The 18,381-nt window shown below is 60.4% G+C and carries 19 protein-coding genes; 4 read left to right on the top strand and 15 right to left on the bottom strand.

Annotation, left to right across the window (positions count from 1 at the left end):
• Positions 1-6: 6 nt before the first annotated feature.
• The 5 genes from PQ467_RS20835 to PQ467_RS20815 all read right to left on the bottom strand — a co-directional run bounded on the left by PQ467_RS20835 (position 7) and on the right by PQ467_RS20815 (position 5,509).
• Complete coding sequence (locus PQ467_RS20835) at positions 7-309, bottom strand: hypothetical protein (protein WP_274176397.1); 303 nt, start codon at positions 307-309, stop codon at positions 7-9.
• Positions 310-317: 8 nt separating this feature from the next.
• Positions 318-806 (bottom strand): hypothetical protein, encoded by a 489-nt coding sequence (locus PQ467_RS20830; protein WP_274176396.1) that lies wholly within the window; start codon positions 804-806, stop codon positions 318-320.
• Between the two features lie 376 nt (positions 807-1,182).
• Positions 1,183-2,199, bottom strand: a complete 1,017-nt coding sequence (gene rtcA, locus PQ467_RS20825) for an RNA 3'-terminal phosphate cyclase (protein WP_274176395.1) — start codon at positions 2,197-2,199, stop codon at positions 1,183-1,185.
• A gap of 34 nt (positions 2,200-2,233) precedes the next feature.
• Complete coding sequence (locus PQ467_RS20820; protein ID WP_274176394.1) at positions 2,234-3,457, bottom strand: RtcB family protein; 1,224 nt, start codon at positions 3,455-3,457, stop codon at positions 2,234-2,236.
• A 489-nt stretch (positions 3,458-3,946) separates the two neighbouring features.
• The gene (locus PQ467_RS20815; RefSeq protein WP_274176393.1) at positions 3,947-5,509 is read right to left on the bottom strand and encodes a vWA domain-containing protein; all 1,563 of its coding nucleotides are present in this window, start codon (positions 5,507-5,509) and stop codon (positions 3,947-3,949) included.
• A 267-nt stretch (positions 5,510-5,776) separates the two neighbouring features.
• Between PQ467_RS20815 and rtcR the strand changes: the two genes are divergently transcribed.
• Positions 5,777-7,369, top strand: a complete 1,593-nt coding sequence (gene rtcR, locus PQ467_RS20810) for an RNA repair transcriptional activator RtcR (RefSeq protein ID WP_274176392.1) — start codon at positions 5,777-5,779, stop codon at positions 7,367-7,369.
• Between the two features lie 6 nt (positions 7,370-7,375).
• On the opposite strand, the gene PQ467_RS20805 is transcribed toward rtcR, so the two are convergent.
• The 6 genes from PQ467_RS20805 to PQ467_RS20780 all read right to left on the bottom strand — a co-directional run bounded on the left by PQ467_RS20805 (position 7,376) and on the right by PQ467_RS20780 (position 10,957).
• On the bottom strand, positions 7,376-8,062 hold the full coding sequence (locus PQ467_RS20805) for a phytanoyl-CoA dioxygenase family protein (protein WP_443193021.1): 687 nt from the start codon (positions 8,060-8,062) through the stop codon (positions 7,376-7,378).
• Positions 8,050-8,568 (bottom strand): HD domain-containing protein, encoded by a 519-nt coding sequence (locus tag PQ467_RS20800; protein WP_274176390.1) that lies wholly within the window; start codon positions 8,566-8,568, stop codon positions 8,050-8,052. The genes PQ467_RS20805 and PQ467_RS20800 overlap by 13 nt, the downstream gene beginning before the upstream one ends.
• Positions 8,569-8,646: 78 nt before the next feature.
• Positions 8,647-9,159: a peptide chain release factor H gene (gene prfH, locus PQ467_RS20795; protein WP_274176389.1), complete on the bottom strand. Its 513-nt coding sequence runs from the start codon at positions 9,157-9,159 to the stop codon at positions 8,647-8,649.
• A gap of 109 nt (positions 9,160-9,268) precedes the next feature.
• Positions 9,269-10,369 (bottom strand): RNA ligase RtcB family protein, encoded by a 1,101-nt coding sequence (locus PQ467_RS20790; protein WP_274176388.1) that lies wholly within the window; start codon positions 10,367-10,369, stop codon positions 9,269-9,271.
• Positions 10,366-10,842, bottom strand: a complete 477-nt coding sequence (locus PQ467_RS20785; RefSeq protein ID WP_274176387.1) for a hypothetical protein — start codon at positions 10,840-10,842, stop codon at positions 10,366-10,368. Before PQ467_RS20785 ends, PQ467_RS20790 begins: the two co-directional genes overlap by 4 nt.
• On the bottom strand, positions 10,832-10,957 hold the full coding sequence (locus PQ467_RS20780) for a hypothetical protein (protein ID WP_274176386.1): 126 nt from the start codon (positions 10,955-10,957) through the stop codon (positions 10,832-10,834). Before PQ467_RS20780 ends, PQ467_RS20785 begins: the two co-directional genes overlap by 11 nt.
• Positions 10,958-11,141: 184 nt before the next feature.
• Here PQ467_RS20780 and PQ467_RS20775 point away from each other — a divergent pair, with 184 nt between their 5' ends.
• The 3 genes from PQ467_RS20775 (at position 11,142) to PQ467_RS20765 (ending at position 13,323) form a co-directional block, all read left to right on the top strand.
• Entirely contained in the window at positions 11,142-11,477 is a 336-nt protein-coding gene (locus tag PQ467_RS20775) for a low molecular weight protein tyrosine phosphatase family protein (RefSeq protein ID WP_274176385.1), read from the top strand.
• A 106-nt stretch (positions 11,478-11,583) separates the two neighbouring features.
• A complete protein-coding gene (locus tag PQ467_RS20770; protein ID WP_274177272.1) occupies positions 11,584-12,735 on the top strand; it encodes an AAA family ATPase in 1,152 nt (383 codons plus the stop codon).
• A gap of 21 nt (positions 12,736-12,756) precedes the next feature.
• Positions 12,757-13,323: a hypothetical protein gene (locus PQ467_RS20765; protein ID WP_274176384.1), complete on the top strand. Its 567-nt coding sequence runs from the start codon at positions 12,757-12,759 to the stop codon at positions 13,321-13,323.
• A gap of 70 nt (positions 13,324-13,393) precedes the next feature.
• Here the strand turns inward: PQ467_RS20765 and PQ467_RS20760 are convergent, their stop codons facing one another.
• The 4 genes from PQ467_RS20760 to PQ467_RS20745 all read right to left on the bottom strand — a co-directional run bounded on the left by PQ467_RS20760 (position 13,394) and on the right by PQ467_RS20745 (position 18,255).
• Complete coding sequence (locus PQ467_RS20760; RefSeq protein WP_274176383.1) at positions 13,394-15,133, bottom strand: transferrin-binding protein-like solute binding protein; 1,740 nt, start codon at positions 15,131-15,133, stop codon at positions 13,394-13,396.
• A gap of 39 nt (positions 15,134-15,172) precedes the next feature.
• Entirely contained in the window at positions 15,173-16,591 is a 1,419-nt protein-coding gene (locus PQ467_RS20755; RefSeq protein ID WP_274176382.1) for a surface lipoprotein assembly modifier, read from the bottom strand.
• Positions 16,592-16,847: 256 nt separating this feature from the next.
• On the bottom strand, positions 16,848-17,795 hold the full coding sequence (locus PQ467_RS20750; protein ID WP_274175425.1) for an IS481 family transposase: 948 nt from the start codon (positions 17,793-17,795) through the stop codon (positions 16,848-16,850).
• 103 nt (positions 17,796-17,898) lie between these two features.
• The gene (locus tag PQ467_RS20745; protein ID WP_274176381.1) at positions 17,899-18,255 is read right to left on the bottom strand and encodes a hypothetical protein; all 357 of its coding nucleotides are present in this window, start codon (positions 18,253-18,255) and stop codon (positions 17,899-17,901) included.
• Between the last annotated feature and the right edge of the window lie 126 nt (positions 18,256-18,381).

Below are 18,381 nucleotides of genomic sequence, written 5' to 3'. Positions count from 1 at the left end.
CCGATTCTACACCTCATTGACGGACGCGACCATCACCATCATGCAGGAACTCACCAGTAGCTGCGTAACAATCACATTGATGACTCGCAACGAGGGTGTGGTGAGCATCGAGTGAGGCATGACGAGCAGGCTGACCCCGCCAGCCACCGTACCCAAGAGCAGAAAGCCCAGTGAAGAAAGGATCGGCCGAGGTGCCGGTTTCGCTGTTTTGTCAAACCAGTCGAAGCCGATGTCTGTGATGGCTTCAAACAGGAATTGCAGCAGGAACTCGCCAATGAACTGGAACAGGATCTCGAAAAGGGCTTCCATCGAACTTGTCAGACAGGCTGGATGATTGTGAATTGCGGTTCGCCCCAGTCATAACTCCACTGGTCATGTCGATAGCCCGTGATCGAGAAGGCAAGGTTGAGGGGAGCATCGAAGAGATAATCCACCTCCGCGCTTTCTCCGCCAGCGGCATCCTGTTCTGCCTTTTGCGCGGACACTATCGTCTCAAAATCTGTCGGGGCCGGACCGGTGGAGTGGATATCATAAATGCCCTCCTGTGCGTTATGCCACACGTTCCAGACTTGCTTGCCGCTTTCGGCCAGATGACAGGAGCTGAACATGAGATGTTCTTCGACATGGCATCCGATCATCCGCGAATGCTGGATAACGTCAGGTTGGGAAGCGTACTCGAAGCTGTTCGCCCAGACGATGGTCCAGCCGCTTGGCAAATAGGCGGCGGAAAAGGGAGCCTCGTTAGCTTCGTCCATCTCACCGGTATCTTGGAACCCCATCACTTCAAGTGCGCGCGATTTCGGCATTTGCAAGCCGATCCACGATATCGAAAACCCCATATCGCCCTTACCTAGAAATGCTAATCAGGATTGATGACATGAGAGGCTGCGGTAGGAAATGACTTTGGAGAGAAGGGCTTCCGAACCTTACTGGGCAACCTTCCGCCGATCACAGCCCTCCAAGTCTGGTGATTATTGCCAATTCCAACCTGCTGAACAAATGGCTGGTCCCGATGCTCCAGCCTGACCCGCTGAATGGCAGGAATGGCGGCTTTCTCGGCGACAATCCAAGCGGGGCTTCAACCGGCGGCAGTCGACCACCGTAGGCCATTGACGCGCTTGGGGTGACGGTTCAATTGGTGAAGTCCGTTTCCAAATTTGGCGCCGATCGCTAGAACGACGATCACGTCACAGAAACGAGATGGCCACCATCAATCTGCTGGATCAGCTTGACCGATTTACCAGTAAAGCGCTTTGCTATGTCGACGGCAGTTCGCAGATGCTGGCTGGGCTTGACCGTTGTAAAGGAGCCTCCGCCCGCCAGCACAAACGGCAGGATCAACTGGTCGGCCAGATAGGGGCCGGCAAAGGCCTGGCATTCCAGATAGCCACGCATCCGCGCGGCAGCCGTCTTGCCCAGCCTTTCGGCTGGTACGCCAAGTTGCCCGAAACCGCTGACGATTTCGGTAACATTGCCATATCGCGCCTCCAACATCAGGATCACACCCGGCCCCTGATCTTCGGGCAGTTTGCGCGCGGCAAAGCTATCCTCGATCCAATCGGGTAAATCCTTGCGGGCTCGTTCGAGCATGCGCATAGGAATTTCGCTCGGCAGACCGCAATAGGCTGCTAGCGCGCTCGCGCCCTCAAAGGTGCCGCGTTCGCTACAGGTGATGGGCGTGAGTTGTGCAGGCTCGATCTCCACCTCGATCCGTCCGCCACCACGCGGATAAAAGCCGTGCCGCGCCATACGCGCCGAAACGCGCGGGCCCATGCGGTTGATGATGGGCAGGAAACAGCGTTCAATGAAATCAAACGGCGGGGCGAGCATGTTGTGTGTGCCACCTTCCAGCACCAGTCGCGAGGGCCCGGCTGCAAGCAGCAGCGGCATCAGCACTGTTTGCAGCACCAAGCCGGTGCTGCCTGCTGTGCCGACGGAAAAGTGGTATTCTCCAGCCAACGCCTTTCCGGGGTGGAAAGTTAGGTCCGGGGAACCCACCGTCAGCCCGCTGCATTCGCTGCCGGAAATGGCCGCCGCCGCTTCCACTGCCGTCACATGTTGGCGCATCAGGCCGGGCTTGGAACGCTTCGCGCGGATGTTGGTGATACGGAAAGGCTGGCCGGTGACCAGCGACAGGGCGCAGGAATTGCGCACCATCTGGCCTCCGCCTTCGCCTTCCGAACCGTCGATGATGATCATGTGTTCTTCTCAATTTAGTCTGCGCAAAGGGGTATTACCCCTTCACGCAGACCACCTGTTTCAACGTATGGACGATCTCGACCAGATCGGCCTGAGCGGCCATCACGGCTTCGATCGGCTTGTAAGCGCGGGGTGTTTCATCGATCACGCCCACATCCTTGCGGCATGCCACGCCTTCTGTATCAGCGATATGGTCGGCAAGGCTGACCTGACGCTTAGCCTCGTTACGGCTCATCACGCGGCCCGCGCCGTGTGAACAACTGTGAAAGCTCTCCGCATTGCCCAGCCCGCGCACGATGAAGCTATTGGCCCCCATCGATCCGGGGATGATCCCCAGCACGCCCTTGGCCGCGCGCACCGCCCCCTTGCGGGTGATCAGCACGTTTTCGCCAAAGTGGTTCTCGCGCGTCACATAGTTGTGATGGCAGTTCACCGCTTCCAACTCGGCCTCGAACGGCTTGGCGATCTTGCCCCGCAAGGCGGTGATCACATTGGCCATCATCATTCGCCGGTTGAGCGCAGCAAAGTCCTGCGCCCAGCCCACCGCTTCGACATAGTCGTCGAAATGATCGGTCCCTTCGGGGAAATAGGCCAGATCCTCGTCGGGCAGGTTGATATGCCATTTGCGCATGTCCTTCTTCGCCAGTTCGATGAAGAACGTGCCGATGGCATTGCCCACCCCGCGTGAACCGGAATGCAGCATCACCCAAACCCGCGCCTCGGTGTCGAGGCACAGTTCGATGAAGTGATTGCCCGTGCCCAGCGTGCCCAGATGCGTCAGGTTGTTGGTGTTCTTCAGGCGCGGGTGCTTGTCGCAAATCCGCTCGAACCGCACCGCCAAGTTGGCCCATGCCTCGACAATGGCGGCGGGCGGGCTGCCCCATGATCCATTGTCGCGCTTGCCCCGGCCCACGCTGCGCCCATGGGGCACGGTCTGCTCGATGGCGCTGCGGATGCCTTCCAGGTTGTCGGGCAGGTCATGCGCCATCAGCGAGGTGCGCGCCGCCATCATGCCACAGCCGATATCGACGCCCACCGCCGCCGGGATCACCGCACCCTTGGTGGGGATCACCGACCCAACCGTGGCCCCGATGCCGACATGGACATCGGGCATCGCGGCCACGTGCTTGAAGATAAAGGGCATCTTCGCCGCGCGCGTCAGTTGTTCGCGGGCCTTGTCGTCCACGGGCACGCCGCGCGTCCACATCTTGATCGGGACGCCGCCTTCAACAGTCTGAAATTCGTAAGTCTCGGTCATGCTTGACCTCCGTTTGACAGTCATGGCGCTGGCGACAAGGGTTTGGCGAGACATTTTTCCTGAGCTACTGCGGATTGCTCCGAGGGTGGATTCGGACCACCGACCTCCCGCTGGTGTTGCGGGCGCTCTACCCATGTAGTCCCGCCGGCATTCGCCAGCTTGTCAGATTTTGCCGTGGCGACGAGGTGTGGCGAGACACGGTCCTTAAGCTACGTTCCGGCGGCGGGACTCGAACCCGCATCTCCCGTTGGCCGTCGCGGGCCGCAGGGCGCTTTACTCGTCGGACCTGTGGGTTGTGGAGGTGTAGTCCCACCGGCATTCGCCACGGTAATTCCTGAAATTCTGCGAGAAAGGTCACGGCGACTAGGGTTTGGAAAGACAACCGTGCTCTACCAACTGAGCTACTGCCGCAAGGCAGGCGGGGCTCGAACCCGCGACACCGACATTTCCAAGTGTAGTCCTTCCGGCATTCGCCGTGACCCAAACTCTTCAAACCTCCGTATTCTCGATGATCTCGACCCAATTACGCGTCTCGCCTTTGGCAAAACGCGCCATCGCCTCGAAGATCGCATCGCTGAAACCGCCGACATTCATGATGTCCTCGCGGCTCCTCGCCTGTGTGGTGACGCCCGGGGTGATGTCGATGCAGATCAGCTTGGCACCCGGATCGCGGGCTTTCAGTCTGTTCCACTCCGCCATCGTTGCCGTGGCGCGCGCGCCAGCAGATATGGGCCGAGCAGGATCGACCCAGGACTCATTGTCCGAGACGATCACCACCACATCCACCCGCGCCCGCTCCTTGTTGAGCAACGCGAGCGGCGCCGAGACATTGGTGCCACCGCCGCCCACCGCCGCCAGCTTGGCCGCATTCACGGCCACACGGGCATGGGGATCAAGCGCGAGTTGCACCACGTCCTGTTCGAACGGGATCACCCGCGCATCGCGGTTCTGACGCAGCACGGCGGCGGCGACCAGCGCGGCAATGTCGATGCATCGCACCTTCGATGTCGCGCCCTTGCGGTAGCCAGTCGCCGACCACCCCATAGAGCCCGACACGTCGGGGCAAACCACGACACAGCCTTCCAGCTTCGGCACCGACGCCAGCGATACCTCCAGCGCACTTTCCAGTGCTGCCTGCACCGCCAGTGGCACACCATCGCCCACCTGCCCCAACGCCATCATCACCTGATAGGGCATGGGGCGCACGCGGGCGATCGTGTCCGCATCGGCCAGTTTCGCCGCAGCCGCCTCGGTTACCCCCTTCACGCCAAACGCACCATGGCGCGCCAGCGTGTTGAGGTTCATCCGCAGCGCCTGCCAGCCCATGCGGCCCGCCAACACAGCCCATTGCTCCGCCGACAAGGTGAAGGCCGTCAGCCATTCGAAAGGCACATCAGGCAAGTCGCCCGAAGGCGCCCGCTTCCATGCTTCGAACGCCGCAATTTGCGCAGGCAAAGCGGCCACATCATAGGGCTTGCCAATCAGCCAGCCATAAAACGCGCGCCGCTCAGCGTCAGCCGGTGCGGGGTGAACCATCTTCACCACATCGGCGAGGCTGGGGCTGGTGCCCGTGGCGGTCTGCATCAGACGCTGAATGCTGGCCTGCTCAAGCCACTCTTTTACCAAGCGCTTGGGCCGCGAGCCGAGCGAATTGCGCCCAACCTGACCCGACCGCATGATCTGCACGAAGTTGCGCAGCATCCGGCCATTGTCGATCACCCGCTTGAACACAGGCACCGCCAAATCGGGATCGGCCACCGTCAGCCAGGCTGCGAGCAGCGCAGGCATATCCTTCATCGCACCAGACTTGCGGGCATAGACCGCAGCCTTGGCGACAAATTCGGGCGACACCGCTCGGGCGGCGGCCAGCACATCGGCCAATTGCGCCTCAGCGCCAGAGTAGAAGCCATCGGCCAGCGTGCCAGTTGCGGCGAGCTGCGCCAGCTTGGCCTCGGGGCCGAATGTATAGGCGACACCACCGGCCTGATTGACCGCATCGGCGCGCGGCCAGACCTTGGCGGTCAGCGATGCAAACAGGCTCTGGTTGGCCATGGTGAAAATCCTTGTGCGTTTGGGGCTTTGGGGCGGCCAGCCCATTCTGGCCGCCCCACATACCGCTTGCCTGTCGGGCTGTTCGACTGACCCGACGGATAGGTGATAGCAGGGAGCGTGCCAGCTTTTGGCCTTGCTGCCTTCCAAGAAATCAAAATATTGAATTACATAGATATTAAAATTCAACGGGGTTGGTCCCTGTGAATTAACGCTGAGCGATGCTCAGAAATTTGTATCTTGGTATATAAGCTGATATAAATTTCGCGCATGACGCCAACCACCGTCATCAGCTTTCTCGGCTCCACCTTGGACGCCTCCAAATTCGGCCCTTCACGCTGGATGAAGTGGCGGCCGTCGGTGGGCCTGTGCATGCACGAAGACCTGAGAGTGGATCGGTTCGTGATGATCCATGGGTCCATGCACAGCCGTTTGGCCGATTATGTCAGCGAGGACATTGCCTCCGTCTCGCCCGAAACACAGGTCGAGCGGCATATCATCGACTTCAAGGACGCGTGGGATTTCGAGGAGGTCTACGGCAAGCTGCTGGACTTTGCGCGGAGGCTGGAGTTGGACCCCGATGCCGACGATGTGCTGGTCCACATCACCACCGGCACCCATGTCGCGCAGATCTGCCTGTTCCTGCTGACTGAGGCGCACTACCTGCCGGGACGACTGCTCCAGACCCAGCCCAAGCGGGGCACGACTGAAGCGGCAGGCAAATGGAGCGTGATCGACCTCGATCTGTCGCGCTATGACAGCATCGCCACGCGCTTTGCCAGTGAAAGCGCGAAGAGTTCGTCTTTCCTCAAATCGGGGATAGAAACGCTCAACCCCGCCTTCAACACGATGATCGACGAGATCGAGCAGGTGGCAAGCCGCACCCGCGCGCCGATCCTGCTGATGGGGCCGACCGGCGCGGGCAAGAGCCAGTTGGCGCGGCGGATATTTGAACTCAAGAAGCTCAAGCGCCAGATGACCGGCAGTTTTGTCGAGGTGAACTGCGCCATCCTGCGCGGCGACAGCGCGATGTCGGCCCTGTTCGGCCACAAAAAGGGCGCCTTCACCGGCGCGGCGGCGGATCGCCCCGGCCTGCTGCGCAGCGCCGATGGCGGCATGCTGTTCCTCGACGAGATCGGCGAGTTGGGCCTCGACGAGCAAGCGATGATCCTGCGCGCAATTGAGGACAAGCGCTTCCTGCCGGTGGGTGCCGACAAGGAGGCACAGAGCGAATTCCAATTGATCGCGGGCACCAACCGCGATCTGGCCGCCTGCGTTGCGGCTGGCACGTTCCGCGAAGATCTCTATGCTCGCCTCAACTTATGGACCTTCAACCTGCCGGGCCTGGCCGAGCGGCGCGAGGATATCGCGCCCAACCTTGACTATGAACTCGACCGCTATGCCGAGCGCGAGGGCGAGCGTGTGACTTTCAACAAGGAAGCGCGCTCCGACTATTTGGCCTTCGCCATGTCGCCCGCCGCGCGCTGGCACGGCAATTTCCGCGATCTGGCGGCCAGCGTTACCCGCATGGCCACCTTTTCGCCCAAGGGCCGCATCGACGTTTCAGTCGTGGTCAAGGAGATCGAGCGGCTCAAACGCCTGTGGGCCGATGGCAGGGCGGATGGCGATGGACTGGAACGCTGGCTTTCCAGCGAAGCGTTGACCGAGCTCGACCCGTTTGACCGCGTGCAATTGGCTTATGTGGTTGAGGTCTGCGCCTCTGCCCGCTCGCTGTCCGAAGCGGGGCGCAAGCTGTTCGCTGCCTCACGCGAAAAACGCGCCAGCACCAATGATGCCGACCGGCTGCGCAAATATCTGGCGCGGTTTGGTCTGGGGTGGGATGATGTGAGAGCGAGCAGCTAATGCTGGCTACACGCCCAGCCATTTCAGTCCGCCCGGCAAGGCATCCGCGGTGAAATCAACCTGAAGCACGCGCCGGTGATCGGGACTGCTGGCAGCATCGGAAGCATGAAGGATAGGCGTGGCATAGGCCCAGACATCGCCCGCCTCGGCAAGGCACGCTATCACGCCGCATTCCGCAACCACCTGAGCGACCGAAGATTCCGACACGCGCCCGCGCCTGTGCGATCCGGGCGCGATCAGCAGCGGGGCGTTGGTGGCGGGCACAGCATCGAAGTGCACCCGCAGCGTCACCATGCGCGAGAGCAGTTCGATGGGCGGGGCGACATGATGGAGGCCAGCCTTGATCGACCAGGGCCCAAAACCCGGCATTTCAATCCGCTCGCGCACGCAGATGGTTCGGTCCTGATGCCAACCCAGCGACCAATTGGTAGCCGCGCTCTTGTCAAACAGGATGGCGCGGACGGGCTTTGCTTCGGTGCCAATCGCCTTGCTGGCAAGCAAGCCGATGGAGCCAGATGGCGCAAGATAGGAATGCAATGCAGTCATCCCATGAAGACGGATTCCGGCCTGATCGGGCAGCAGCACATCTATGGCCGCCTTCAATTCTAGCAGATCCGCCAAAGCCGCCCCTCGAAAAAGTTGAGCGCCATGTTCCGCCAAGCGCAAGTCGTCGAGCGCCCTCATGCCAGCCATTTGGATTCACCTCGCGCCACCTCAGCCTTTGCCCGCTGCAACAGTTCGGGGTGGCCCTCGCTCAGCACCTCCAGCAGGGCGGCAATCTCGCGCAGATAGACCCGCGCAAGACCATCGCCGTGATCGACGATAGAACGCGTATTGGAGATCACATCGGCCAGCTTGACCGTCTTCATATCCGCAGGGGCCTGCGCCAGATGTTCGCGGTCCATCGCCTTGCGGATGACGCGGTTGCCATCTTCCGGGCGGCTGACATCACTCAGCCATGCCACGCCTTGCGCGATCTCTTCCCCAAACCGGGCTTGCACATCCTCGATGTTAGCCTCGGTATCTTCAACCACATCATGGAGTAGCGCGGCGGCGATCATCGTGGGTGAGCCGCCGACCTCCGCCACGATCCGCGCCACCTCAAGGCAATGCAGCACATAGGGATCGCCGGTGTATTTGCGCTGCTGGTTGCCATGCATCCGCACGGCGAAGGCGCAGGCATCGAGTACAATCGGCATGGCAGCAAGGTCTTGGGCAGGCAAAACATAATCTCCAAACGATCAGTGGGCGGGCACCAGCCCACCCACCGATAGCACTTACGCCGATCTTAGCTGAAACCGCTCTCCGGCATAGACCCTGATCGCGTTCCCCCGCTCAAGTTCCTGATGGACCTGCCATTCTGACCGGCGCTGATCATCCTTGGCCTGTCCGCGCCGCTCCTCCAGCATGATCGCCAGCTTCAGGCGCGCCAGCTTGCGGTTGGCATGCTGGGATCGTTGCTCCTGCGCGGTGGCGACAAGGCCGGTGGGGCGATGGGTGGCCCGCACGGCGCTGTCGGTCTTGTTGACATGCTGCCCGCCGGGCCCGCTGGCGCGCATCGCCTGATAGTCGATGTCCTCCTCGCGCAGGTCGCAGATGGTTTCAGGCTCTGGCGCCAGAGCGACACCCACGCACCAATTTCGCCGTTTGTGAGCTGGACGAAAGGGACTGGTGCCAATCCACTGGTTGGTGCCGATGCGCCGCACGGCAAACGCTGATGCAGCCTCGCCCGCAATGCGCAGCAGGACGGAGGATGGCCATTCTCCTCCGCCCCGTCGAGAAGCTCGCATTCCAGCCCCATGCCCTTGGCCTCCCGCGCGAAGGCGCGCGCCAATTGCGTCACCACCCAGCGGCATTCCTGTGGACCTTTGCCCGCCGTGATATGCAGAATCACCTCGCTCATGCCGCCCTCGTCTTATAGCTGAGAAGGGGGCGCAACTTGGCAATCACGCGGATCAGGCCTGCCTGCTCCAGATCGGCGATGACCATGCCGATATCCTTGTAGGCATCGGGCGCTTCCTCGAAGATCAGGCGCCGGTCCTCACAGATCACATGGCTGCCAAGGGCCGTGCGCTGCATATCGGCCACCTTGAACCGGCGCGAAAGGCGGGCATGGGCATCCTTGCAGCTCCATTTGCGGCCCGCGCCATGGGCCAGCGAATGGAGCGCATGATCAGCGCCATCAACAATCGGCTCAACCAGATAGCTGAAATCACCGCGCGAACCGGGGATCGTCACCAGTCCCTTGTCGGCAGGGGCCGCTCCTTTGCGATACAGCAACCCGCCTTGATGGGGCGTTACGCTGTTGTGGCAAATGTCGAGCACGCGGCGCCCACCAAGGCCAAGGCTGTCACAAAAGCGCTCGGCAATGATCTGACGGTTGAGGATGGCCCAGCCCAAGGCCGCATCATGATCGGCCAGATAGGCTATGGCTTCAGGGCTATCGGCGGGGATGCCTTGGCTGATGTCAGGCTGGCGATGTGCTTGCAAGACAGCCTGTCCCAGCCCGCGCGACCCGCTGTGGACCATCATCCACACCCGATCCTGCGCCAGGCCCAAGGCGGCAAAGCGCGCCTCGTCCACCACCACCTCGATGCGCTGGAATTCGACGAAATGGTTGCCCCCGCCAATGGTGCCCAGCGCGGGACTGGCCAATCGGGGCGGCAATCCGGCCTCGACCAGCGCCGCAGCGCCATCGCCCGCCCACGGCGCATCCAGCCCATGCAGCTTGCGCTCGACCGTGCTGAGGCGGAACTTGCGCAAGGGCAGGTCCGTCTCCCATAGGGCCATGCCGCAGCCGATGTCGCTGCCCACCAGATGCGGCCAGATCTGGGTGGGTGACCAGAACGCCGCGCCCACGGCGATGCCATTGCCCGCATGGAGATCGGGCAGGCCCACGATGCGCGTCATGCCGCCATAGCGCGCACAGGCATCAAGCTGGTCCAGCGCCAGAGGATCGAAACGCGAGGGATCGGCGGCGATCAGAGTGACCTTGCTCATTGCTCGCCTCCTTTGCCGAGTGCCAGCATCGCTTCCAGAACGCTCATATCCTTGAGTATGCCGTCGCGTGGATCGACAAACAGTTCCCTTCGGCGGAACCACCGGCCCTTGCGCCCGAGAACCTGCCCCTCGAACATCCACTCGCCATCCCGCCCGATCGAGATGCGCGTCAGGACAAAGTCCTCGATATGCTGGCGCACGTGCATTTTGACGGTGCTGCCCGTATCGAGGCTGGTGCAGATCTCGCTGAACACAGCGTCCCAGCGGCGCCCGCGCTGGCGGCGCAAGTAGCGCAGCAGCGGGGCAAGGTTTTCGTTGAGCATCTTGGTATGCCGCGCGCCGATAATGGCGTGGCGCTTGAGGCCGATGTGCTTGGCCTCGGCGTCTGGCATGTTTTTGAGTTTGGGAGAGGCGGCATAGCGAGCGCCCTGGCGGGGGCGTTCGACAATCACCTTGAACATGTCATCGCGCATGATGCACCTCCCCGACGAGAGGTGCGGCCACGGCGAAAAATTTGGAAAAATCAGCGGCGCGCAGGCCGTGAAAAATAATCAGGCGAGACGCGTCGCCCGTGAGAGAATTGCCCATGCAATCTGTTCCTGAACACAGGGAAATAAGAAGTGATGTTGGGTGCGGGCGAATGCTGTGTGCATGGTCTTCTCCTTTCCTTGGCTTAAGAACAGGCCGGTATTGGCTGGACGGCCCATTACTTCGAATTGACCTTTCGTACAAGTCGCTCAAAACTGACCAGAATTTTTGCCAGAGGCGTTGCTTGAAAACCATCCTGTTCATTTGCAGCCAGAACCGCCTGCGCAGCCCCACGGCCGAGCAGGTATTCGCCGATCATCCGGGGCTGGAGGTCTCCTCCGCCGGCACCAATCATGAGGCCGAGAACCCGCTGACCGCGGAACTGGTGTCATGGGCCGACACCATCGTGGTGATGGAAAAGCAGCATCGCGCCAAGGTGCAGCGGCGGTTCCGCGCGGCCCTGCGCGGGCAACGTATCATCTGCCTCGATATCCCGGACGATTATGCCTTCATGCAGCCGGAACTGGTCGAATTGCTCAAGGCACGCATGGCGCGGCATCTTCCGCCGGTATTATCATGAATGGACGACAAGTTTGGGTGGCTCCGCCGGTGGCGTTGAACGTCGCGTTTGCGGCGGTAAACGAACATATCTATTCTCCGGCAAATCCTTGAGCTATCGTCACTATATGATCACCCGTCTTGCCGTTGCCGGCTATCGATCCTTGCGCGATGTCGTTCTGGAACTGGGCCAGTTGACGCTGATCACAGGTGGCAATGGCAGTGGCAAATCCAGCCTCTATCGATCGTTGCGCTTGCTATCGGAAGCGGCGCAAGGGCGCCTGATCGCCACGCTGGCCGGCGAGGGCGGATTGTCATCGACAATGTGGGCCGGGCCGGAAAAGTTCAGTCGCGAAATGCTGAGCGGCCGGCAACGCATAACCGGCACGGTGCGGTCCTGCCCGGTCAGCCTACGCCTAGGCTTTTCCGGCGAGGATTTTGGCTATGCCATTGATCTTGGCCGCCCCGAACCGATGCACCCATTCCAGCACGACCCGGAGATCAAGGTCGAGGCGATGTGGACTGGCGAGATGCTGGGGCGGGCGAACCTGTTTGCGGAGCGCCGCGGGCCTGCGGTGAACCTGCGTTCCTCCGCCACAGGGGAATGGCGCAGCGCCTTCACCAACCTGTCCGCGTTTGACAGCATGGTCACCCATTGCGCCGACCCGGTCGATGGGCTGGAACTGCTGCTGATGCGTGAGCGGATGCGCAACTGGCGTTTTTACGACAGTCTGCGCACCGATTCCGACGCGCCCGCCCGACGCCCCCATGTGATGACGTACACGCCGGTGCTAGGCGCGGATGGGGCGGATCTGGCACCCGCCATCGCCACAATCCAAGCCATCGGGGATGGCGATACCTTTGCCGAAGCCATTGATGACGCCTTCCCCGGATCGCGGATCGAGATTGATGGCGATGAATATGGCATGACGGTCATGCATCAGCGCGGCCTGTTGCGCCCGTTCGAGGCCAAGGAACTCTCGGATGGCACCTTGCGCTATCTGTTGCTGGTCACCGCGCTGCTTTCTCCGCGCCCGCCCGAGATCATGATCCTCAATGAGCCGGAGGCCAGCCTGCATCCCTCCCTGCTCGACGCGCTGGCCCGCCTGTTGATCGAGGCATCGCGCCGCAGCCAGATTGTGCTGGTGTCGCATAGCGATCGGCTGATTTCTGGCTTGCGCCGGGCAGGGGGACTTCAGGAAATCCGCTTGTCGAAAACCATGGGGGAAACCTGTGTCGAGGATCACGATGCCCCGCGCTGGGCATGGCCAAAGCGCTGAGATCATGTGCAGGAGCATGGGATGACTGTCCGCTACCAACCACTTGGCAAGGAACGCTTCACGGTCGAGCACACGTTCGAGGGGGAGCAGATCCGGATCAAGGCCAAGCGCCAGATCTTTCCGATGCTGTTTCTGCCAGTTTGGCTGGTCGGATGGACGGCGGGTGGCATCGCAGCCATCTCCCAACTCATCCAGCATTTCGAGCCGTTTCTGGTTTTCTGGCTCTGCGGATGGGCAGTCGGTTGGTTGTTCGCATCCGGTACGCTAATCTGGATGTTCACGGGTACCGAAACGATCCGGGTGATCCATGGCGATCTGGAAATCGCCCATCATGCTTTGGGCTTCCGGCGCGCCTGGCTTTACCAAGGCAGGATGATCCGCGCTCTTGGCGTTGCGCCGCAACCGGCATGGCCATTCAAATTCCAGTGGCAGGTGCCCTTCTTCAGCAACACGCGGGCGGGCGCCATCCGTTTCGATTATGGCGCCAGAACCTTTTACTGTGCGGCGGGGCTGGATGATGCAGAGGCGAGACAGATCGTCGAGATTTTGGCCAGAACTCTGCCTACAACGACGATGCTTGAACGCTGAGCAACGTGATGAACGGATGGCGACTTCGAATGGGCTGATGGTTGTCGGGCAATGACTGCTTTGAGGGCGACTATCCCCCTTTGGCCAGTGCCACGCCAGCAATCGCGGTTCCCGCCGTTGCGCTGCCAGCAGGCATTGTTAACTGGAACGGTCCGCCGATTTCCTGTCCAGTCGGGCCAAAGAATTGCGGCGTGAAGGTGCCCACCGCCGTGCTGCCCTGATTGAGCGGGCCGGTCACCCCCTGCCCACGCGCCATATTGCCCGCAAAGTTGAAGGCGCCGAAATCAACCGAACCAGAGCTGCCCAAACCGGAGAGGTTAAGCGCGCCGGAGTAGGACTGGCTTGTGAAATTGACGTCAAAGGTGGATGTGCCGGTTACCTTATAGGTCACGTTTGTGGCCGTATTGCCGGCCGCGCCATAGGCCACACCGCTGTAGTGCGCCGTGCCGGTGCGCGCGCTCAGCAAGCCCGGACTCGTCGACAGTCCGAAAACTTCAAAACTCTGCTGCATCGCATTGGCGCTGATCGTTCCATCGAAGATATGGGCAAAGCTGGAGTAGGTAAGCGCCAGCTCTGTATTGCCGCTGCCGGCGTTATAGACTTCGGTCGTGCCGGTCTGGCCGTTCACCGTCTTTTGATAGGTGGTGAAATTGGCCGCGCCGCTGATTCTGTCGCTTGCGGCATATTGGAAATAGGGTCGGTTGGACGTGCCGGGCACCAGCAGGCTGCCGTCAGGCGCCTGCGTCAATTGCTGGTATTCGACGCCGTAGCTGGTGAAATAGGTCAGCGCGCTCGAGAAAGCATTACGTGAGACATACAGCGAGGCACCCAGCGCGCCATAAAGCTGGCTGGTGACCAGATTGGTGATGGACAGATTGGTCAGCGACATCGGCGTGCCGGGTGCATAGGCAACCAGAGCGCCGCTGGCCGAACTGCCGTCCGTGCCGTTTACGGAAAAGCTGGCGCCCACTTCCTGACCTGCCGGGCCATAGAGACGGCCATTCAACGTGCCGGATGCATCGGCATGCATACCGCTGTAATAAGCCAGCCCTGACAAAGTACCATCCGTGGAGGACAGCGTGCCGCTGCTGTAAAATTGAATATTGCCGCCCGAGGCGCTCGCTCCGCTGACAAGCGAGTTTTCGGTGACATAGGCGGAGGTGTTGAAAATGCCGCGCTGGAAATCAATGTCGAACCGCCCGTTTCCGCTGAAGGAGGCCGGTTCGACATTGGGCTTGGTGGTCAGTCCGAAAACATAGGCGTTCAAAGCGGCTTGTCCGGTGCGGGGAACCCCCGAGGCTGGCGTGTTCAAGCCATAGGTAAAAATGTCAAAGCTGGTGCTCTGCGACGAGCCATTGACTGTATTGCGCTGCCACGAGCCAAGGCCGACATATTGAGGGCCGCTTGTGGCGCCAAATGTGGCCGCGCCCAGCGTGAGATAGTCCGTTACCCCATTGGCGGTTTTCTTGAACGCAGCCTGCCCATTGGCGTTGCTGGTGATGTCGGCGGCTGCAAAACTTTGGCTGCGGCCCGGCGCAGTGAGGGTGTAGGTATTGCTGGCCACATCATATTGGATGGTCAGCGTTGATTTGGCAGACGAGCCGGTCACAGTCTGGGAATTACTCAGATTAAAGCTGGCGCTGTGCGTGGCTGCGTCATTGGTAAAGCTCTGGCTGGCCACCAGTTTGGCCAATGAGGAATTGGTAAGAGGGGCGGGGGCGGATGCCACCCCGCCATTGCCGTCGCCGCCACAGCCGGCAAGAGCAAGGCTGGTCAAAGAGATGGCCATGGTCTGAATCGTGAATTTCACGCGCATTAGTCTGTCCCCTGTCATCGCCCATCGCCAGCATCAAAAAGCAGCCGTAACCCCAACTTCGCCCACAAAGCGTCGGTAATCGTAAATCTGCACGGTTGATGCATTACGTTCGTACCGAAAGCGCACCACCGGGGCAATGCTGCCCACGTGGATTTGACGCAAAGTGGCGCTGCTGCCCAGAATAAAAGTGTTATCGATCCGGCGGTTGTTGAACAACGCCATCCGAGCGTCGGCCTCCAGATGGTTATAAGCCGCATTGACCGTCATCGTCGTCTTGCCGATCTCGCGAAAGAGATAGCCATTGAGCCCACCTCCCGCGGTAGCATAGGCCCTGTCGCGTGCGGTCTGACGCAAGGCCGTCCCTTGAATGCCGCCGCCAAATCTTGCGGAAAAAGCGCGGTCCATGCCAAGGCCGAGCGACCAGAGATTGCCCGTTTCCAAGGAATTGCGACGGTTCGTGACCGCCGAGAAGGCTGCATCGGTGCGCAATTGTCCTTTTGGGCCCAACGGATGCTGCCAGTTTGCGCTGCCAACCCATGCAAAGGAATAGGGCACCGCACCATACCAGCGCCATGCCGCGCCTGCGGCAAGATTGAGCTTTCCTTTGCCCAGTATCAATTCGGGACCGATTTGCGGAGCAACGATCATGTCGTCAAAGTCGCTCGCGCGATAGACGTTGGCACTGCCCGAAACGCGGGCGAGCACATCAACGCCTTCTGTTGCGTGCATTCGAGCAAAGGCCTGTCCGCGCACAGCCGCACCGACACCGGAAGACGCTTTGGCATCCTTGCTGAGCGAAAAATTGCCTAGGACGGTGGCCAGAGACGATGCGGCCGTGGCGCGGTTGATGTTGCTGTCAGGGGCAAGCGTGACTTCAAGGCTGCCGCCCAGCGGGCGCCTGGCATCCAATGCCTGCGCATAAAAGCGCACCATCCGTTCGACCTCTGGCGGAAGTCCGGCGGCTTGCGCAGCCCGCAATTCCCGTCCTGCTGCACCCATCCGCCCCAGGATGGCGTCAATCCGCGCCAGTTCAAGCCTGACACGAGCGGCCCTGGGCTTCTCATCCAGAATCTGGCGCAGCAATCGCGCCGCCTCAGTCGGTCTATTGCATTGATAGGCCAGCATCATCGCCAAACGGAACCGTGCTTCTGCGCGAATGTCGGCGTTACTGTTGCCCGCCAGCGCGCGATACCCGGCCTCTGCGGCGATATAGTCCTTCCTATCGCGCGCAGAATCGGCAAAACTAAAAAGCTGGAAGGGTGTCATTTGGACGGTTTCCGTAGGCGTCTGGCCCGGCAGATCCGCCTCCTGACACGCTGCAGTATCGGCGCATAGCGCCGCCAAGGCCACGCAGGCAGCCTTTCCCGGCAGAATAACATATTGTCGCCACATGGTTTGATGCTTAGGGGCGCAATTCCTGATCATCAAGAGATTGCGCATGGAAGCAATCATGGGTTTGGCAGTTGCTCCGTCAAAAAGGTTAGGCGTTCCTGACAATGGATTGAGTGGCGTTTAAGCGGGCAGTTCCCGCACTCATTGCTGACGCATTTTTGAAATGGTAATGAGTGGCATGCGATCTTTTTCAATTTTCTTTGTGGCGCTTGTTGTTTCTCTGGCAGCTTGCAGGAGCGCTCGGGCGGCCACCAGCAATGAAATTTTGATGGACGAGGTTGAGCGCTTGGTCGTATTGCCGAAAGGTGCTCGCCTTTTAGGTGTTTAGTCCCAGCATGTGATGGTGCGGTTCTACGATAAAGACCTCTGGCTTGGATTTCCAGACCTGCTCGATGGCCTCGTATGGCGTTTTGAAGCGGAGAGCCTTGAGTTGCTTGGCAAAGTTGTAGGCAACCAGCCAATCGCGGACGTGCCTGCGCAGTTCGATGATCGAGGCATAGTGGAAGGATTTGACGGTCGCTTCCTTGATAGTGCGAACCATGCGCTCTGCCTGACCGTTGGTCCATGGGTGATAGGGTTTGGTAAGCCGATGCTCGATGCCGTTTTCCCGGCATACGCGTCCGAAAATATGCGGAAAGGTCAGGCCTGTGCCGCGTTCGGTTTGGGCAAACTGGACCCCGTTGTCGGTCAGGATGGTGTGGATACGGTAGGGCACGGTTCTGATCAGCGCCTTGAGAAAGCCGGCCGCGACCATTTTCGTGGCTCTGCGGTAGAGGCGGGCAAAGACCAGTTTGGAGGTGCGATCGACAGCGACATAGAGGCAGGCCTTGCCGCCTTCATAGTGCAATTCCGCGATGTCGATGTGAAAGTAGCCGATCTCGTAGGTCTTGAACTTCTTGGGTTTCTCGCGATCCGCCTTGGGAAGCCGGGAGATGCCGTGTCGTTGCAAGCAGCGATGCAGGGAGGAGCGCGTCAGATGGGGGATCACGTCCTTCAAGGCGATATAGACATCGTCGAGCGGCAGCCGGGCCTGAACTCGCAGGGCCACAATGGCCGCTTCCTCCATGGGTGAGAGGACGGTGCTGCGTGGCTCTTTGGGGCCCATCGGTTTGTCCTCGACCGACTGACGGCTTCGCCACTTCAAGACTGTCTTTTCGTTGATCGCGTACTTCTTGGCGAGGCTCGCGACCGAAGCTTTCGATCGCTGTAGCTCTGCTCGAATGGCGTGCGTGGTCTTGGCGCTGCCATGGAGAACCTGGCCCATAACTCCCTCCGCTGTGATGACGATAAATCTACACCATCACATGCTGGGACTAAACACCTAGGGGCATGCGGCAGAAATTATGCGTTTTCTGCCAGCGGAAAAGTCAAAGCCGTTTACCTTGTGCCATTGCCGCACCCAAAATTGAATGAAGGCTGTGAAGTGGCGTTGGAGAACTTCGCCTCGTGACCCTGCACAAAAAAAAGAGGTTGCCGAACTTGCTGACTAAAGCGCTCGCGCTGCAGCGGCTGAAACACCTGCTGGTAAACGGCGCTGGTTCGGCAAACCGGATGACCTTCCGCAGATATTTGATGGCGGTTGCAGGCAGGTTACTGTCGAGTTTGATATTGCCACCCATCGCATTCTTTCGGTTGCGTGTAACGGCAAGCGCCGGGCCGATGTCATGGTTGCCCTCGCAAAGGGCGTCAATCATGGCAGGCGTAAAGGTGATTTTTTTGGCCATAGTTCCGATTTCATCGGCGTTTGGCGCACATAAATCATGGCAGAATAGGCGTCCAGCCCAGTCGGGCCGGGTCTTGCCCTGTCTAGCCAATTTTCTGAGGTTTCTGCCGTAAAGTATTGCGTCAAA

Origin of the sequence: Novosphingobium sp. KACC 22771, from assembly GCF_028736195.1 — a bacterium.
GTDB lineage: Bacteria > Pseudomonadota > Alphaproteobacteria > Sphingomonadales > Sphingomonadaceae > Novosphingobium.
Note: the sequence above shows the minus strand (reverse complement) of the source record. Positions and strands in the feature narration are given on the sequence as shown.

What these genes read in the sequence shown, in the direction of transcription:
- PQ467_RS20835 (WP_274176397.1), bottom strand. Translation starts at nt 309, where the DNA reads ATGGAAGCCCTTTTCGAGATCCTGTTCCAGTTCATTGGCGAGTTCCTG.
- PQ467_RS20830 (WP_274176396.1), bottom strand. Translation starts at nt 806, where the DNA reads ATGCCGAAATCGCGCGCACTTGAAGTGATGGGGTTCCAAGATACCGGT.
- rtcA (WP_274176395.1), bottom strand. Translation starts at nt 2,199, where the DNA reads ATGATCATCATCGACGGTTCGGAAGGCGAAGGCGGAGGCCAGATGGTG.
- PQ467_RS20820 (WP_274176394.1), bottom strand. Translation starts at nt 3,457, where the DNA reads ATGACCGAGACTTACGAATTTCAGACTGTTGAAGGCGGCGTCCCGATC.
- PQ467_RS20815 (WP_274176393.1), bottom strand. Translation starts at nt 5,509, where the DNA reads ATGGCCAACCAGAGCCTGTTTGCATCGCTGACCGCCAAGGTCTGGCCG.
- rtcR (WP_274176392.1), top strand. Translation starts at nt 5,777, where the DNA reads ATGACGCCAACCACCGTCATCAGCTTTCTCGGCTCCACCTTGGACGCC.
- PQ467_RS20805 (WP_443193021.1), bottom strand. Translation starts at nt 8,062, where the DNA reads ATGGCTGGCATGAGGGCGCTCGACGACTTGCGCTTGGCGGAACATGGC.
- PQ467_RS20800 (WP_274176390.1), bottom strand. Translation starts at nt 8,568, where the DNA reads ATGCCGATTGTACTCGATGCCTGCGCCTTCGCCGTGCGGATGCATGGC.
- prfH (WP_274176389.1), bottom strand. Translation starts at nt 9,159, where the DNA reads ATGCGAGCTTCTCGACGGGGCGGAGGAGAATGGCCATCCTCCGTCCTG.
- PQ467_RS20790 (WP_274176388.1), bottom strand. Translation starts at nt 10,369, where the DNA reads ATGAGCAAGGTCACTCTGATCGCCGCCGATCCCTCGCGTTTCGATCCT.
- PQ467_RS20785 (WP_274176387.1), bottom strand. Translation starts at nt 10,842, where the DNA reads ATGCGCGATGACATGTTCAAGGTGATTGTCGAACGCCCCCGCCAGGGC.
- PQ467_RS20780 (WP_274176386.1), bottom strand. Translation starts at nt 10,957, where the DNA reads ATGGGCAATTCTCTCACGGGCGACGCGTCTCGCCTGATTATTTTTCAC.
- PQ467_RS20770 (WP_274177272.1), top strand. Translation starts at nt 11,584, where the DNA reads ATGATCACCCGTCTTGCCGTTGCCGGCTATCGATCCTTGCGCGATGTC.
- PQ467_RS20765 (WP_274176384.1), top strand. Translation starts at nt 12,757, where the DNA reads ATGACTGTCCGCTACCAACCACTTGGCAAGGAACGCTTCACGGTCGAG.
- PQ467_RS20755 (WP_274176382.1), bottom strand. Translation starts at nt 16,591, where the DNA reads ATGATTGCTTCCATGCGCAATCTCTTGATGATCAGGAATTGCGCCCCT.
- PQ467_RS20750 (WP_274175425.1), bottom strand. Translation starts at nt 17,795, where the DNA reads ATGGGCCAGGTTCTCCATGGCAGCGCCAAGACCACGCACGCCATTCGA.
- PQ467_RS20745 (WP_274176381.1), bottom strand. Translation starts at nt 18,255, where the DNA reads ATGGCCAAAAAAATCACCTTTACGCCTGCCATGATTGACGCCCTTTGC.